The sequence below is a fragment of the Sphingomonas glacialis genome (assembly GCF_014653575.1).
GTDB lineage: Bacteria > Pseudomonadota > Alphaproteobacteria > Sphingomonadales > Sphingomonadaceae > Sphingomonas > Sphingomonas glacialis.
Genome location: NZ_BNAQ01000001.1, coordinates 1,181,725 through 1,196,708, shown reverse-complemented (window position 1 = coordinate 1,196,708; position 14,984 = coordinate 1,181,725). Strand labels below are relative to the sequence as shown.

The window sequence follows — 14,984 nt, the reverse complement described above, 5'->3', positions numbered from 1 at the left end:
GATTTGCGGCCTCGCCGCAGGGAGTATTTGACATGGCAATTAGCGCAGGGCGTGCTGACGACCAGCCGATGATGGACATGAACACGACGCCGTTGATCGACGTCATGCTCGTGCTCCTCATCATGTTCATCATCACCATCCCGATCCAGACGCACGCGGTGAAGGTCGATCTTCCGATCAACGACCCGAACCAGACCAAGCCCTTGATCGACCCGCAAAAGAACAAGATCGTGATCCAGCCCGACGGCGTCGTGCTGTGGAACGGCGCGGCGACCGACCCGGCAACGCTGCAGCAGTATCTGACGCAGACGACGCAGCTGAACCCCGAGCCCGAGCTGCACTTCCAGCCCGACCCGGCGGCAAAGTACGAGAAGGTCGACCAGATCCTCGCGATCATCAAGCGGTCGAACGTCTCGAAGCTCGGCTTCATCGGCAACGAGCAGTATCGCAACGACTTCTAAGGCGTTTGCGACCATCGACGCACAATCAGGGCGGTCCTTCGGGGCCGCCTTTTTTTTGGCGGTGGCGCCGCGACAGGCGGGGGCGTGCCGCCGGGGCTCCGCATTCCCGCTGCAACGACCGGGCGGATATCCGCGGGCGATCGGGCGGTCCGCGCTCGGCGGTGACCGCCCCCCCCAAGTCGCCATCGCCACAAGCCGTGAGGGTGAGCCTCAGGAGTGCTGGCCAGCGGCGCGAATAGCCGGCCAATCGCACCTGTCGCGCTCCGGGCGCTTGGCTCGATGGCCCCCCCCCAGACGCCTGTTTTACAAAGCCGAGCGTTACCAAATCTTGCCTGATCCAGAGGTGTCACCAGCGGCGCGACACGCTGCTGCGCGTCCGATGCTGGCGCCGCTGCGGGGCCTGCGGAGTCGCCGATAGGAAAGACCAGCCCGAAAATATCGCGACCCGATCGATGTAGGATAGCGCCAATTTCGCGTTCGACCGCCCGTCCGTGGCGTACGCTTTGCACCCCCCCCAAAAAAGCGCCCGTTCGTGGATGGTGGCCAATGGCCGCTTGCACCATGCTATTCCGAACGAAGTGCGGGGCCGCCCGGCTATGCTTGCGCCGAAGCAGCTTGCGGGCGCCGACGTCGCAAAAATGAAACTTGATTTATGTTTGAGGTCGATCCGATCAGGCGAAACCTCATGAGGATTGGCTGATCCGTCCCATTTAATACTGTTTTTCCAGGAGCATTAACGAAATCTGAAGCAGAAGAGACTTATCGATACCGCAAGGGGACCATCGGTGAAGCTATTGCGCGCAATTAACCGGGCATCATGCAGTCTCTCGCGCGTCGGGACTATTGCGAAACGGTGCGATGGGACTGCCGCGGTCGAATTCGCGATTGTCGGGCCGGCTTTCATCGGCCTTGTGCTCGCGATCCTCTATACTGCATTAATCTTCCTGGCGCAGCAGATGCTCGAGACGGCGGCCCTGGCGTCGGCGCGCTTGTTGCTGACAGGATCCGCGCAAACGATCCGGCTGGCCAACGGCACCGTCGGAATGTCCGCGAGCGACTTGAAGAATGCGATCTGCAACGGGACCACCGGCACCAATTCCAGCGGCGCTGCCGTCACCATTGCGCCGTTGCTGCCACCAATGCTGTCGTGCAGTCGGCTCACGGTGAACGTCAGCACCGCAAACACGTACAATGTCGCGAGCACGACGGCTCCGACGTTCACCTACAACAGCCAAGGCGTCATAACGTCGACGAATACCGGCTATAACACCCAGTCCAACGGCAACGGGCAAAGCCAGATCGTTGTCCTGCAACTCATCTATCTGTGGCCGACGGGCGTCGGCCCCTTGGGTTTGAACCTCACGAACCAGCCCAACGGCAATCGCATGCTCGTGGCGACGTCGGTATCAACGACCGAGGCCTATTCGTGCAATTCCGGGCAGACCTCGTGCTGAGGCGCCTGGTCGATAGCACGCGCGGGGTCGCCCTCGTCGAGTTTGCAATGTGCCTGCCCGTGCTCATCGTTTTGTATCTCGGCGGGTACGCCACGATGGATATGATCTCGTCGACGCGCAAGGTTACCACGGCGACGCGTTCGCTGGTCGACCTGGTCAGCCGAACCATGTCGCCAGCGATCATCTACAACAAGCCGCAAGACGCGAGCGCGACGTCGTACCTCAGCGCGAGCGCGGTTGCCCTGGCGCCGTACGCGCTCAACAATGCAACCGAGCAAATCTCGCTCCTGCGAATCTGCGACGCGACGCACGCCTATGTCGTTTGGACCCAGGCTCAAACGCAGACCGTCGATGGCAGTGCCGTGTCGGCGGTGACGTCGACGCACACCGCCGGGACGCTCCCCGCGAACCAGACACAGTCTGCCGCGAACGTGATTTCGATCCCGAGTTCGATGGTCACGGCCCCGATGGTTCCCGTTTCGCCGGACGGCTCGAACGTGTGCACGAACTTCGCGCCGGGCACCAGCACCAAGACCCAAGTCGGTACCGCGGGTGGCTGGCTGTTCGTCGGGACCGTCAACTACCGCTATACGCCAGGCGTCAGCGTCTTGTCCTTGCCGACGATGATGCTGACCGACACCATCTACATGTCCCCTCGTCTTTACTAGGTGTTCGGATGATGAAGAGCGCTCGCATGTTTCAGCCCTGGGTCGCCGTGGTGAGGCTTTTTCGTCGGCTGAACGCCGACCGAAGGGGTGGCGTTCTCATGATCATGGGGTTTGCGATCATTCCGCTGACCTTCGCGACGGGTTTCGGCATCGACTATGCGCGCGCCATGCGGCTCCAGACGCATTTGAACTCCGCAGCCGATGCCGCGGCGCTGGCGGCGGTTTCGCCCGCGATGATCCTGCGGACGGGAACTGATCCGTCCGATGCAGCCTATGCCATGTTCGACGCCCAAGCCTTGGCGATCGGCGGCTATCAGGGGATACAACGGACCGTCACCATAACGGCCAGCGCATCGGGCAGCGGCCAGACACTGGCGGCGCTCCGCACGGCAACCGTCTCCTACACCGCACAATCGATCAACATCTTTGGCGGCATTCTCGGCGCGACGACGCTGACGGTGCGTGGCACCGCGACGGCCAATGCAGCGCAGCCGCCCAATGTCGATTTCTACCTGGCGATGGACAATTCCCCATCGATGCTTCTGCCTGCGACGTCGGACGGGATCAGCAAGATCCAGAAGGTTACCGGCTGCGCCTTTTCCTGCCATGAGTCGTTGCCGCACAATGATTCGATCAATGTCACGAACAGCGCCGGGCTGCAGGTATTATTGTCGTCTAGCTATTATACCGCCGGTGCATCCAACCAGAACGTATACTATCTCTATAATCCAACGACCAAGCTTCTCTTCGATAGTTCGCAAAAACCGCTAAATCCTGCGTCATCGTCATCGGTTTCTGGTCCCAGCACGACGGGTGGGACGTGGTTAAACCCAACGACAACGACGACCACTGTGACGACCGCAACCGTGGTTACCTACTCCATCACCGATAGTAACAGCGGGCCGGTTACGATCACCAAGACGACAGCTTCCACCCCGACGACGGTCGTCAAAATCACGCCGCCATTCGGTACTTCAACCACGACCAGCACGACCGGGAGCACATCGAGTTCGTCGTCTACCTATGACACCGGCTATTGGGCGGACGGCTATTGGCTGACGCACAATTACGGGCTCCTCTATGGGAGTCCCGCCAGCATCACGTTGCGCAAGGATGACGTGGTCTCCGCGGCCAGCCAATTGATCCCCTTCGCTGCAAATCAGGCCCAGCAGTTCAAAGTCACCTATCAGGCGCAGATGTTCTCGTTCGACTGGACGCGGTCGGGGAACACCTCTCCCGTCAAAACGCTGAATACGCTCACCAATGTCGCATCGTATGGCAGCAATTTCTCGGCAGCCTCGTTGTTTCCGAACGATGATTTATGGTGGCAGAACAGCCAACCGACCAGCACGACGAACACCAACGATCAAGCCACCGAAATATCCAATATGCTGACGACGATGAACGGCCTCATCCCGACGGCTGGTTCAGGCGCGCCCGGGGTCACTCCACAGAAGATCCTGTTCCTCGTGACCGATGGCATGGTGGACCAGCCCAGCCGCTATTTCGGGCCGCTGCGGAGCAGTGATCAGACGATCTGCACGGCGATCAAGGCAAAGGGGATCAAGATCGCAATCCTCTACACCCAGTATCTGCCCGAGGCGCTGGCCAATGATGCTTGGTCGCAAACCAACGTCGCGCCATTCCTGCCACCCCCTCCCGCGCCGTATTCGGGCAGCAGTGCGGGAACCTCGGACAAGGTGTTGACCGCGTTGCAGCAGTGCGCCTCGCCCGGGACCAACGGGGCCGCGCTTGTGCAGACGGTGACCGCCAACGACAGCATCATCACCGCACTCCAGCAGCTGTTCTCCACTGCGCTCCAGACTTCGCGCCTCGTCCAGTGATCGCGCAACGCGATCGACCGTTGCCAACGCGCGCGCCAGCGTCGTGCGGCACGCGTCGGCGGCGGCGCGCTTACAACCGCGGCAGCGTGACCCCGCGCTGCCCCATATATTTGCCCGCCCGGTCGGCATAGCTCGTCTCGCACGGCTCGTTGCCTTCGAGGAAGAGGAACTGGCACGCGCCTTCGTTGGCGTAGATCTTCGCGGGCAGGGGGGTGGTGTTCGAGAATTCGAGCGTTACGTGCCCCTCCCAGCCGGGCTCGAGCGGCGTTACGTTGACGATGATCCCGCAGCGCGCATAGGTCGACTTGCCGAGACAGATCACCAGCACGTCGCGCGGAACGCGGAAATACTCGACCGTGCGCGCCAGCGCGAAGCTGTTGGGCGGGATGATGCAGCAATCGGTCTTGCGGTCGACGAAGCTGTTGGCGGCGAAGTCCTTGGGGTCGACGATCACGCTGTCGATGTTGGTGAAGACCTTGAACTCGTCGGACACGCGCGCGTCATAGCCGTAGGACGACAGGCCGTAGCTGATGCAGCCGTCGCGCTTCTGGCCGTCGACGAACGGCTCGATCATCCCGGTGGTTAGCGCCTGCTCGCGAATCCAGCGGTCGGACATGATCGACATGTGAAGGCTCCCTGTTGGTTGCCGCCAGCCTGTCGCCGGAAATGCGGGGACGGGCAAGGCGCTATTGCGTGGACCTTGGTGTGCTGTCATAGTAATACACGCACGGGGAGATGGATCGATGCGACGATGGCATAGGCTTTTCAATCGCGGGCTTGTGCTGGCGGGGGTCGGGCTGGGCACCGTGGTGCTCGCGCCCGAGGTGCTGGCCTTTCCGCATCGCCAGATCATCGGCGATACCGTCGTCTATTCCGAACGGGCGCTGCCGGCGACGATGCCGCAGCTTCTGGCGCAATCCGACGCACTGCTGCGCAAGAGCGCGATCTTCGGGCCGGGCTATGGTCGCCGCATCTTCCTGACCGAGGGCGGCTGGCGCTGGCGGGCGCTTGCCTTTCAGGCGTCGGGTGCGTTCGCGCTCTCGCGCGGGTTTGGCGAGACGATCGTCGTCAACCGCAGCGATGCCGCGCGCGACGTGGTTTTCAACGGCGGGGCGATCGCGGGACAGCGCAGCCTGTCGGGCGTGATCGCGCACGAGCGCACGCACGGGCTGATCCGCACGCGCTACGGCGTCGCCGCCGATGTCGTCTATGCGGCGTGGCTGCGCGAGGGGTATTGCGATCTGGTGGCGGGCGGGGGGAGCCTGTCGGACCGAGATGCGGCGTTGCTCAAGGCGGAGCATCGCAGCGTTCCGGCGCTGCGCTATTATGACGGGCGCAAGCGCGTCGAGGCAGCGTTGCGCGCGAATGGCGGGTCGGTCGATGCGCTGTTCGCTGGGGCATCGAAGGTGGACTGACGCGACGCTCCCCGGCGAAGGCCGGGGCCCAGATGCGGGCGTTGCAGGGGTGGCGTCGCGTTCGACTACCGAACGCTCGCGACTGGGCCCGGCCTTCGCCGGGGAGCGGCAACCTCGCGATTACGCTTTCGGCCCCAACCCCAGATCCGCCGGCCCGAAGGCATGCGGCAGCAATTCGCTCAGCAGATAGCGCTCGACCGCGTCGCCCTCGGCCGCGCCGCACCACACGACGATATCGCGCCCGCCGATCTGCGCGGCTTCGTTGATCACCTGGCGGCAGCGGCCGCACGGGCCGACCGGCGCGGTTCCCGTCGGGCGCCCGTCGGCGTCCATCGCGCCGCCGATCACGCCGATCTCGACCACGTCGCGGAAATCGCCCGCGCTGTTGACCGTGGCGAGCGCGACCGTCTCGGCGCAGAGCGACAGGCCATAGCTCGCATTCTCGAAATTCGCGCCGGTGACGATCCGCCCGTCGGCGAGCAGCACCGCCGCGCCGACCGCGAAGCGCGAATAGGGGGCGTGTGCGTTCAACGCGGCGGCGCGCGCTGCGGTGATCAAGGTTTCTTGCATCGTCATGGTGCCACTACATCCCAATGGACCGGCCCATCGACCCCGTCGATGCGCCGCATGTCGCTTGCCTGCCACATCCGCCAGCGCCTTGCCGGATAATCGGGCGGGAAGAAATCCTGCATCGCCCAGACCGGGCGGGGAATCGTCAGCGTCACGCCGTATGCCGCATCGAAGCGCTTGCTGACCTTGATCAGCAGCGGCTTGCCGGTATGCGATTCGACCATCGTGATGAAGCGCCGAAGCTCGTCGAGCACGATCGGCGCGGTCGGCCGCGCCGTGCAGTCGTCGCTGAAATCGAGCTCGAGCGCGGTGGGGAGCGCGCCATCGTCGCGCGCGACGATCGTGTTGAAGGCGTTGGCCTGGTCGGCGGCGAGGCGGCACAGCGAATAGGCATGGCTCGCGCCGCGGCGCATTCCCGTCTCGGCGACCGCCGCCCAGTTCGCCTCGAAGCGCGGGTCGCGCTGATCGGCGGCGGTTGCGCGGACATAGGCGAAATCGGCGCCGCCGCGCTTGACGGCAAACCAGTCGATCTCGCCATTGGCGGCGGACACGTCGAGCCCCTGGAACGCGAAGCGGTCGGTGGGCCGCCAGCTCAGCGCGAGCACCCAGAGAATGATGGCAGCAAGGGCAAGTACGCCGGCGATCGTGGCGTACAGCCCGACCCGGATGCCCCACAGGCGATATTTTACCACGATAGTCCCGTTCGGGCGGTCAGCCCTTGATATGAAGTACGCAGATCAGCGTGAACAGCCGGCGGGCGGTGTCGAAGTCGATCTCGATCTTGCCCTCCAGCCGCTCTTTCAGCAGCTCCGCAGCTTCGTTGTGGATGCCGCGCCGCGCCATGTCCACCGTCTCGATCTGCGCCGGTGTCGCGTTTCGGATCGCCTGGTAATAGCTGTCGCAGATCGCGAAATAGTCTTTGATCGGGCGGCGGAAGCGCCCCATGCCGAGCACATAGGTCTCGAGATGGCGGTCGTCCGCGCGGTGGATCGCGATGCCGAGCCGGCCTTCCTCGACGCTGAGCGCGATCCGGTAGGGGCCGGCATAGCCATCGGGATACGCCCTTTGCGGCGCGAAATGATTGCCCTCGATCAGATCGAAGATCGCGATGCGGCGTTCCTGCTCGATATCGGCCGACCGCCACAGGATCGTGCGTTCGTCGAGGGTCACGGCAATGATGCGCGGATCGGCCATGATTACGCCGTAGCGGGGGCGGGGCCAGGGGACAACATCCGCCCACGGGATTCACACCCGGGTGAGCGCAATCCGCTTGAGTGGGCAGGCGGCGAGTGGGATGAGAGCGCCATGGCCACAGCATTCCTCCCCACACCGCCCGTTCCCGAAACCGTATCGCTACCACAGAACGTCGAAGCCGAAGCCGCGATGCTCGGCGCGATGATGATCGACAACCGCCTCGCCGACGATCTGATCGACCGGCTCGACGCGGACCATTTCTTCGAGCCGCTCCACGGCCGCATCTTCAGCGCGATCAAGACGCTGCGCGGCAACGACATGCTCGCGAGCCCCGTCACGCTGCGCCCGATGTTCGAACAGGACGCGGGGATGCGCGAGCTGGGCGGCCCCGCCTATCTCGCGCAGCTCACCGGCTCGGGCGCGGGGCTGATCGGCGCGCGGCAGTTCGCCAAGCAGATCTACGATCTCGCGATGCTGCGTACGCTGGTGACGGTCGGCCGCGGCCTCGTCGATCGCGCGATGGATACGTCGGAAGAGGTCAACCCGCGCGCGCAGATCGAAGCGGCCGAGGAGGAACTCTACAAGGTCGCGTCGGACGGCGCGACCGAGAGCCAGACCAAGAGCTTCCTGCAGGCCGCCAAGACGACGCTCAAGATGGCCGAAGTGGCGCTCAATTCGGGCGGGCATATCTCGGGCATCACGACGGGAATCGAGAGCATCAACACCAAGATCGGCGGCATGCACCGCTCCGACTTGATGATCCTCGCCGGGCGTCCGGGCATGGGCAAGACCTCGCTCGCCACCAACATCGCATTCAACGCCGCGCGGCGCTGGATGCGCGACATGGCCGACGGGATCGACCCCGAGCGCTCGCTCGGCGCGAAGGTCGCGTTCTTCAGCCTGGAAATGTCGGCCGATCAGTTGGCGGGGCGCGTGCTCTCCGAGCAGGCGCGAATCAATTCGGACGTGTTGCGTTCGGGCAAGATCAGCCGGCATGAATTCCAGGCGCTCGCGACGACCGCGGCCGAGCTCGAGAATCTGCCGCTGTTCATCGACGATACCGCCAACCTGTCGATCGCCTCGCTCCACACGCGGGCGCGGCGGTTGCAGCGGCGGCACAACAACCAGCTGGGGCTGATCATCGTCGATTACCTCCAGCTGCTCTCGGGCTCGGCGAAGAGTTCGGGCGACGGGCGTGTGCAGGAAATCTCGGAGATCAGCCGTGGCCTCAAGGGCGTCGCGAAGGATCTCAACGTGCCGGTGATGGCGCTCTCGCAGCTCAGCCGCGCGGTCGAGCAGCGCGAGGACAAGCGCCCGCTGCTGTCGGATCTGCGCGAATCGGGCTCGATCGAGCAGGACGCCGACATGGTGATGTTCGTCTATCGCGAGGATTATTATCTCAACATGGCGCAGCCCGAGATCCCGAGCGCGAACAGCCCGGCGGGCGTGCAGGACAAGCATGCGCAATGGTCCGAGCATCTCTCGCGCGTCGATGGCCTGGCGGAACTCATCATCGCCAAGCAGCGCCACGGCTCGACCGGCAAGGTGATGCTCAAGTTCGAGCCGCACATCACGCGCTTTAGCGACGTCGTGGTCGGCGGCGGTGGCGGCGGCTATTGAGGCTGCGCGGTTGAAGACGCTCGTCGATTCGAACGCGGTACTGGCCGCTGGGCTGCCGCTGATCCGGACGCAGTTCGGCGTGCCCGAGACGTTTCCGCCGCAGGTGCTCGCGGCAGCCGAGGAAGCCGCCAAGCGCGTGCCGAGCGCGCATGTCGATCGGACGGCCATGCCGTTCGTCACGCTCGACCCGGCGAGTTCGACCGATCTCGATCAGGCGTTCGCGATCGAGCGGAGCGGGGCGGACCTGTTGCTCCACTATGCGATCGCCGACGTCGCGTGGTTCGTCGACGATGGCGGGGTGATCGACGCCGAGGCGTGGAAGCGCGGCACGACGCTGTATCTCCCCGCCGGCAAGGCCGGGCTCTATCCGCCGGTGCTCGCCGAGGGCGCGGCGAGCCTGTTGCCGAGCGGGCCGCGGCCGGCGGTGGTGTTTACGGTGCGCGTTGCGCCCGATGGAACTCCGACGCTCGACGGGGCCGAGCGGGCGATCATTCGCAGTCGGGCGAAGCTTGCCTATGACAGCGTGACCGAGGCCAATCTCCCGCCCGATTTCGCCGAACTCGCCAACCGCATCGTCGCCGCCGAGGATGCGCGCGGCGCGAGTCGCGTCGATCCGCCACAGCAGGACGTGATTGCTGACGGGAAGGGCGGGTATCGGCTGGCGTTCGAACCACGGTTGGTTTCCGAGGACCGCAACGCCGCGCTGTCGCTCGCGACCAACCTTGCGGTCGCTGCGCTGTTGCAGGCGCACCATACTGGGCTGTTCCGCGTGATGGCCGGGCCGGACGATCGCGCAGTGCAACGGCTGCGCAATGTCGCGCTGGGGCTTGGGTTGGAGTGGCCGGCCGCGCTGACGCTTCCGCAGTTCGTCGCGACGCTGTCTGCCGCCGAACCGGCGCAAGCCGCCTTCATGATTGCCGAGCGCCGCAGCGGGGGAGGGGCGACCTATACGCCGTACCGCGACGGCGTGGTCCCGTGGCACGCGGCGATGGCGGCGACCTATGCGCATGCGACGGCGCCGCTGCGCCGGCTGGCGGATCGCTATGTCGTGCGCGCCGCGCTGGCGATCGCCAACGGACAGCCAGTTCCCGAGGTGGTGACGCAGGCGTTCGAGACGCTCCCGCCGGTGATGGCGCGCGCCGATGCGATCGGCGGGCGGATCGACCGTGCGGTGATCGACCTGGCCGAGACGGCGGTGCTGCAGGGGCGCGAGGGCGAGATCTTCTCCGCGGTGATCGTCGATGCGGATGCGCACGGCGCGCGGATTCAGTTGTGCGATCTTGCGGTACTGACGAGCGTCAAGACCGAGGGCAAGCCGGGTGAGACGATCTCGGTGCGGCTGGTGGCGGCGGACACGACGGCGCGGACTTTGAACTTCGAGCGGGTTTCTTGAGGAAGATCTTTCACGCGAAGGCGCGAAGGCACGAAGAAAAGGCAGAAGATTCGTTCGCGCAGAGGCGCGGAGGACGCGGAGGCGGTGCGTTTGCCGCGGAGCGGCCTTCGTAAACTTGGGCTACGGAAGGGCGAGATGCCCGTGCCGAGTGCGCTGCCTCTCTGCGTCCTCCGCGCCTCTGCGCGAACAAACCCTTCTTCGCGCCTTCGCGTCTTCGCGTGAATCCTAAAAAACCGGCTCCTCACCCGGCTTCTCGGGCACATGAATCCCGCACTCGACCTTCTCCCACCCGCGCCAGCGGCCCGAGCGCGGGTCTTCGCCGGGAAGCACCTTGCTCGTGCACGGCGCACAGCCGATCGAGGGATAGCCTTCGGCTTCGAGCGGGTGGCGCGGGAGCTTGTGCTCCTCGAAATAGGCGTCGAGCTTGGCCTTGTCCCATGCCGCGAGCGGATTGAGCTTCAACCGGCCCTCATCCTCCTCGAAGCGCGGCATCGCCTGGCGCGTGCCCGCCTGGAAGCCCTTGCGGCCCGAGATCCAAGCATCGAATGGTGCCAAAGCCCGGCGCAGCGGCTCAACCTTGCGCAGGTCGCAGCAGCCGTCGGGGTCGTAATTCCAGCGCAAGCCCGTCGCATCCTTCGCCGCGAGCAGCCGCGGATCGGGACGAAACACGCGCAGATCGGTGAAACCGAGCGTCTCGGACAGTTCGTCGCGGTACGCGAGCGTCGCGCCGAAGATCTTCTGCGTGTTGAGGAAGATGACCGGAATGTCCTTGTCGACCTGCGAGATCAAGTGGAGCAGGACCGCGCTCTCCGCGCCGAACGACGAGACCGCCGCGACGCGCCCCTTGAGCTCACCCGTCAGCAACTCGCCGAGCATGTCGCGCGTGTCGACGCCGGCGAAGCGCGCTTCCATCGCCGCGGCATCGGCGGGGGAGAAGGGCGCGACGTCGATCAGGTCGAGCTTGCGCAGCGCGTTACCCATGCCGCCGCGCCCAGATCGGCACGCGGCCGTCGGCGGCCTTCTGATAGACGTTCTCGTAGCGCTTCAGCGAAGCCTCGAGCGTTGCCGGGTCGATTTCCGATTCGGGCGCGAAGCTGTCGAAGCCGCAGCGTTGCATCAGCGGCATCTGGTCGACCAGTACATCGCCCTGCGCGCGCAATTCGCCGGTATAACCCGCCTCGCGCAAAATTCGCGCCGACGAATAGCCCCTCCCATCGCGGAAGCTCGGGAAGCTCACCTCGATCAGCGCGATCCGGTCGAGATACGGCAGCAGCGCGCGCGCGTCATCGCCCGCCTCGAGCCGCACCGCGGTCGCGTTGGTCTGCGAGTCGAGAAACGCGTCGAGCGTCACTGCGGGTTCGTCGTGCTGGTTCTCAACCATAAAGCGCTTCCTTGAACGGCTCCATGCCGATGCGGCGATAGGTATCGAGGAAGCGTTCGCCGCCCTCGCGCTGCGCCAGATAGACGGTGGTGACCTTTTCGACGGCGTCGACCACGCCGTCCTCGTCGAAGCCGGGGCCGGTGATCTTGGCGAGGCTCACGTCCTCCGCGCCCGATCCGCCGAGCGAGAGCTGGTAATTTTCGACGCCCTTCTTGTCGACGCCGAGAATGCCGATGTGCCCGGCATGGTGATGCCCGCAGGCATTGATGCAGCCGCTGATCTTGACCTTCAACTCGCCGATGTCGCGCTGGCGGGCCGGATCGGCGAAACGCTCGGTGATCTTCTGCGCGAGCGGGATCGAGCGCGCATTGGCGAGGCTGCAATAATCGAGGCCGGGGCAGGCGATGATGTCGCTGATCAGGTCGAGATTGGCGGGTGCGAGGCCGGCCGCGTCGAGCTGCTGCCAGATCGTGTAGAGATCGGCCTTGCGGACGTGCGGCAGGACGATGTTCTGCGCGTGTGTCACGCGCAGTTCGTCGAAGCTGTAGCGCTCGGCGAGATCGGCCATCAGGTCGATCTGCTCGGCGGTCGCGTCGCCGGGGATGCCGCCGGTCGGCTTGAGGCTGATCGTGACGATCGCATAGCCCGGCTGCTTGTGCGCGGCGGTATTCTGGTCGACCCAGACCGCGAAATCGGGGTCGCTGCGGTCGATCGCGTCCGCTGCATCCGCTTCATACGCGGGGGGTGCGAAGAACGCAGTGATCCGGTCGAACTCGGCCTTGGGCGGATCGAGCCCGAGCGCCTTGACCGCGACGAACTCCTCCTCGACCTGGCGGCGATAGTCTTCGGGGCCGATCTCGTGGAGCAGGATCTTGATCCGCGCCTTGTAGATATTGTCGCGCCGACCGTAGCGATTGTAGACGCGCAGGCACGCCTCGAGATAGCTCAGCAGATCGTCGCTACCGACGAAATCGCGGATCTCGTGGCTGATCATCGGCGTACGGCCCATGCCGCCACCGACGAAGATCTTGCCGCCGAGCTCGCCGCCCTGGCGAACCATCTGGATGCCGATGTCGTGCAGCCGCATCGCCGCGCGATCCTCGTCGGCGCCGATCACCGCGATCTTGAACTTGCGCGGCAGATAGGTGAATTCGGGGTGGAAGGTGCTCCACTGGCGCAGCAGTTCGGCCCACACGCGCGGATCGGTCACTTCGTCCGCGGCGGCGCCGGCATATTGGTCCGACGAGATATTGCGGATGCAATTGCCGCTCGTCTGGATCGCGTGCATCTCGACCGTCGCGAGTTCGGCGAGGATGTCGGGCGCGTCCTCGAGCTTGATCCAGTTGAACTGGAGGTTCTGCCGCGTCGTGAAATGGCCGTAGCCGCGATCGTATTTGCGCGCGACATGGGCCAGCATGTGCATCTGGCGGCTGTCGAGCGTGCCGTACGGGATCGCGACGCGCAGCATATAGGCGTGGAGCTGCAGATAGAGCCCGTTCATCAGCCGCAGCGGCTTGAACTGGTCCTCGGTGATCTGGCCCGCAAGGCGGCGCTTCACCTGGTCGCGGAATTCCTCGACGCGGGTGTCGACCATCTGCTGGTCGTATTGGTCGTATTTGTACATCTCAGATTACCCAGCTTCCAGCCATCGGATCGGCCGGCTTCAACGTCAGATCGGCGCGCACCGTAGGACCGAGCGCGCGGATGCGGTCCTTGATGTGCGCGGGGCGGGGGCCGTCGGCGGTGAGCGTCGCGTCGATCACATAGGGGACGTTGACGCGGCGCGCGCCCTGCTCGGCATGCGCGATGCTCTCGCCCTGGTCGGCGACGTCGCACGCATCCTCGATGTGGCGCGACCAGCCCGAGCCGGTCCACCACACCACGTCGCCTGTCGGCAAATCATTCCCGGTCAACACTCTCACGCAACGGACTCCGCAATCTTGGCCCAGGCGCCGAGCTTATCCTCGGCGTCGGACAATTCGACGACTTCGCCGACGACGATGATCGCCGGGCTCGCCACTGTCTCGCGCGCGACCATCTGGCCGAGATCGGCGAGCAACGTCCGGATCGCGCGCGTGCCGCTGAGCGTCCCGCGCTCGAGCACCGCGACGGGCATTTCGGGGGCAACGCCATCGCGCATCAATTTGTCGGCGATGTCGTCGGCAGTGGCCACGCCCATATAGATGACGAGCGTACGGCCCTTGCCTGCCAATCCCGACCAGTCCTGGTCGGACAGCCCCTTGCACTGGCCCGCGACGAAGCTGACCGCGCTTGCATGGTTGCGATGGGTGAGCGGCAGCATCGCCTCAGCCGCGCAGCCGAGTGCGGCCGAGACGCCGGGGATCACCTCGACCGGCAGGCCGGCGGCGCGCACCGCTTCGACTTCCTCGCCGCCGCGCCCGAAGATGAACGAATCGCCGCCCTTCAGCCGTACGACGACCGCGCCGGCCTTCGCCTGCGCGACGATGAGCGCGTTGATCGCCTCTTGCGGCAGCGTGTGGCGCGCGCGCCGCTTGGCGACCGAGATGCGCTGCGCGCTGGCAGGCGCGAGATCGAGCACGCGCGGATCGATCAGCCCGTCATGCACCACGACATCGGCTTGGCCGAGTGCCGCAACCGCGCGGACGGTCAGCAGACCGGGGTCGCCGGGACCGGCGCCAACCAGGATAACGCGCCCGCGCGCGGTAGGATCGAGCAATATGGCCATCGTTGTCAGATGGGCTGGACCAGCGCGCGCTTCAATTCAAGCTTGCTTGGGGGCGGGGTAGCCAAACTTTTGCCGACCTCTCCGCTGGGGGATCACGCTTTGTCGTGCAACTCCTTGACGCGCCGCGCGAGTTTGGCGGCTTCGTCGATCAGCATCGCGGCGACTTCGGGCTCGCGTTCGCGGATCGCGATGGCCAGGCAGTTGTCCGACTCGAGTTTCAGTTTGCGCGCGCGGGGAGTGGGGCCATCGGCCACTTTGTCGTGTTTCACGCCAGGCC

General features: G+C 65.1%; 17 protein-coding genes. 7 read left to right on the top strand and 10 right to left on the bottom strand.

The genetic code is table 11. From position 1 onward, the window contains the following. Positions 1-32 precede the first annotated feature (32 nt). The 4 genes from IE187_RS05745 to IE187_RS05730 all read left to right on the top strand — a co-directional run bounded on the left by IE187_RS05745 (position 33) and on the right by IE187_RS05730 (position 4,427). On the top strand, positions 33-461 hold the full coding sequence (locus tag IE187_RS05745) for an ExbD/TolR family protein (RefSeq protein ID WP_133189829.1): 429 nt from the start codon (positions 33-35) through the stop codon (positions 459-461). A gap of 785 nt (positions 462-1,246) precedes the next feature. Next, the gene (locus IE187_RS05740; RefSeq protein WP_189675410.1) at positions 1,247-1,915 is read left to right on the top strand and encodes a TadE/TadG family type IV pilus assembly protein; all 669 of its coding nucleotides are present in this window, start codon (positions 1,247-1,249) and stop codon (positions 1,913-1,915) included. Beyond that, positions 1,888-2,583, top strand: coding sequence for a TadE/TadG family type IV pilus assembly protein (locus IE187_RS05735; protein ID WP_368855572.1), 696 nt, complete (start codon positions 1,888-1,890; stop codon positions 2,581-2,583). Before IE187_RS05740 ends, IE187_RS05735 begins: the two co-directional genes overlap by 28 nt. 26 nt (positions 2,584-2,609) lie before the next feature. After that, positions 2,610-4,427: a TadE/TadG family type IV pilus assembly protein gene (locus tag IE187_RS05730; RefSeq protein WP_189675408.1), complete on the top strand. Its 1,818-nt coding sequence runs from the start codon at positions 2,610-2,612 to the stop codon at positions 4,425-4,427. A gap of 70 nt (positions 4,428-4,497) precedes the next feature. On the opposite strand, the gene dcd is transcribed toward IE187_RS05730, so the two are convergent. Continuing rightward, entirely contained in the window at positions 4,498-5,052 is a 555-nt protein-coding gene (gene dcd, locus IE187_RS05725) for a dCTP deaminase (protein WP_189675407.1), read from the bottom strand. Between the two features lie 118 nt (positions 5,053-5,170). Here dcd and IE187_RS05720 point away from each other — a divergent pair, with 118 nt between their 5' ends. After that, positions 5,171-5,842, top strand: a complete 672-nt coding sequence (locus IE187_RS05720; protein WP_189675406.1) for a hypothetical protein — start codon at positions 5,171-5,173, stop codon at positions 5,840-5,842. A 120-nt stretch (positions 5,843-5,962) separates the two neighbouring features. Here the strand turns inward: IE187_RS05720 and IE187_RS05715 are convergent, their stop codons facing one another. Genes IE187_RS05715 through IE187_RS05705 form a run of 3 tightly spaced genes read right to left on the bottom strand, consistent with a single transcriptional unit; the run spans position 5,963 to position 7,606 of the window. Next, the gene (locus IE187_RS05715) at positions 5,963-6,418 is read right to left on the bottom strand and encodes a cytidine deaminase (protein ID WP_416194461.1); all 456 of its coding nucleotides are present in this window, start codon (positions 6,416-6,418) and stop codon (positions 5,963-5,965) included. Then, the gene (locus IE187_RS05710) at positions 6,415-7,104 is read right to left on the bottom strand and encodes a glycoside hydrolase family 25 protein (protein WP_189675405.1); all 690 of its coding nucleotides are present in this window, start codon (positions 7,102-7,104) and stop codon (positions 6,415-6,417) included. The genes IE187_RS05715 and IE187_RS05710 overlap by 4 nt, the downstream gene beginning before the upstream one ends. 19 nt (positions 7,105-7,123) lie before the next feature. Further along, positions 7,124-7,606 carry a UPF0262 family protein gene (locus IE187_RS05705; RefSeq protein WP_189675404.1) on the bottom strand — a complete coding sequence of 161 codons (483 nt, stop codon included), beginning with the start codon at positions 7,604-7,606 and terminating at the stop codon, positions 7,124-7,126. A 111-nt stretch (positions 7,607-7,717) separates the two neighbouring features. On the opposite strand from IE187_RS05705, the gene IE187_RS05700 reads away from it, so the two are divergent. Continuing rightward, a complete protein-coding gene (locus IE187_RS05700) occupies positions 7,718-9,226 on the top strand; it encodes a replicative DNA helicase (RefSeq protein ID WP_189675403.1) in 1,509 nt (502 codons plus the stop codon). A gap of 10 nt (positions 9,227-9,236) precedes the next feature. After that, entirely contained in the window at positions 9,237-10,619 is a 1,383-nt protein-coding gene (locus IE187_RS05695) for an RNB domain-containing ribonuclease (RefSeq protein ID WP_189675402.1), read from the top strand. 225 nt (positions 10,620-10,844) lie between these two features. Here the strand turns inward: IE187_RS05695 and IE187_RS05690 are convergent, their stop codons facing one another. From IE187_RS05690 to IE187_RS05665, 6 genes are all read right to left on the bottom strand, one after another. Further along, a complete protein-coding gene (locus tag IE187_RS05690) occupies positions 10,845-11,600 on the bottom strand; it encodes a phosphoadenylyl-sulfate reductase (protein ID WP_189675401.1) in 756 nt (251 codons plus the stop codon). After that, a complete protein-coding gene (locus tag IE187_RS05685; RefSeq protein WP_133189809.1) occupies positions 11,593-12,000 on the bottom strand; it encodes a DUF934 domain-containing protein in 408 nt (135 codons plus the stop codon). The genes IE187_RS05690 and IE187_RS05685 overlap by 8 nt, the downstream gene beginning before the upstream one ends. Further along, positions 11,993-13,624: a nitrite/sulfite reductase gene (locus IE187_RS05680; protein ID WP_189675400.1), complete on the bottom strand. Its 1,632-nt coding sequence runs from the start codon at positions 13,622-13,624 to the stop codon at positions 11,993-11,995. The genes IE187_RS05685 and IE187_RS05680 overlap by 8 nt, the downstream gene beginning before the upstream one ends. Position 13,625: 1 nt before the next feature. Beyond that, positions 13,626-13,922 (bottom strand): DUF2849 domain-containing protein, encoded by a 297-nt coding sequence (locus IE187_RS05675; RefSeq protein WP_133189805.1) that lies wholly within the window; start codon positions 13,920-13,922, stop codon positions 13,626-13,628. Next, positions 13,919-14,707 (bottom strand): uroporphyrinogen-III C-methyltransferase, encoded by a 789-nt coding sequence (gene cobA / locus IE187_RS05670; protein ID WP_189675399.1) that lies wholly within the window; start codon positions 14,705-14,707, stop codon positions 13,919-13,921. Before cobA ends, IE187_RS05675 begins: the two co-directional genes overlap by 4 nt. A gap of 92 nt (positions 14,708-14,799) precedes the next feature. Next, entirely contained in the window at positions 14,800-14,961 is a 162-nt protein-coding gene (locus tag IE187_RS05665) for a hypothetical protein (RefSeq protein ID WP_189675398.1), read from the bottom strand. Positions 14,962-14,984 lie beyond the last annotated feature (23 nt).

Excerpts from the sequence above, each read along its gene's own strand:
- IE187_RS05745 (WP_133189829.1), top strand. The coding sequence starts at position 33 with ATGGCAATTAGCGCAGGGCGTGCTGACGACCAGCCGATGATGGACATG.
- IE187_RS05730 (WP_189675408.1), top strand. The coding sequence starts at position 2,610 with ATGTTTCAGCCCTGGGTCGCCGTGGTGAGGCTTTTTCGTCGGCTGAAC.
- dcd (WP_189675407.1), bottom strand. The coding sequence starts at position 5,052 with ATGTCGATCATGTCCGACCGCTGGATTCGCGAGCAGGCGCTAACCACC.
- IE187_RS05720 (WP_189675406.1), top strand. The coding sequence starts at position 5,171 with ATGCGACGATGGCATAGGCTTTTCAATCGCGGGCTTGTGCTGGCGGGG.
- IE187_RS05715 (WP_416194461.1), bottom strand. The coding sequence starts at position 6,418 with ATGACGATGCAAGAAACCTTGATCACCGCAGCGCGCGCCGCCGCGTTG.
- IE187_RS05705 (WP_189675404.1), bottom strand. The coding sequence starts at position 7,606 with ATGGCCGATCCGCGCATCATTGCCGTGACCCTCGACGAACGCACGATC.
- IE187_RS05700 (WP_189675403.1), top strand. The coding sequence starts at position 7,718 with ATGGCCACAGCATTCCTCCCCACACCGCCCGTTCCCGAAACCGTATCG.
- IE187_RS05690 (WP_189675401.1), bottom strand. The coding sequence starts at position 11,600 with ATGGGTAACGCGCTGCGCAAGCTCGACCTGATCGACGTCGCGCCCTTC.
- IE187_RS05685 (WP_133189809.1), bottom strand. The coding sequence starts at position 12,000 with ATGGTTGAGAACCAGCACGACGAACCCGCAGTGACGCTCGACGCGTTT.
- IE187_RS05680 (WP_189675400.1), bottom strand. The coding sequence starts at position 13,624 with ATGTACAAATACGACCAATACGACCAGCAGATGGTCGACACCCGCGTC.
- cobA (WP_189675399.1), bottom strand. The coding sequence starts at position 14,707 with ATGGCCATATTGCTCGATCCTACCGCGCGCGGGCGCGTTATCCTGGTT.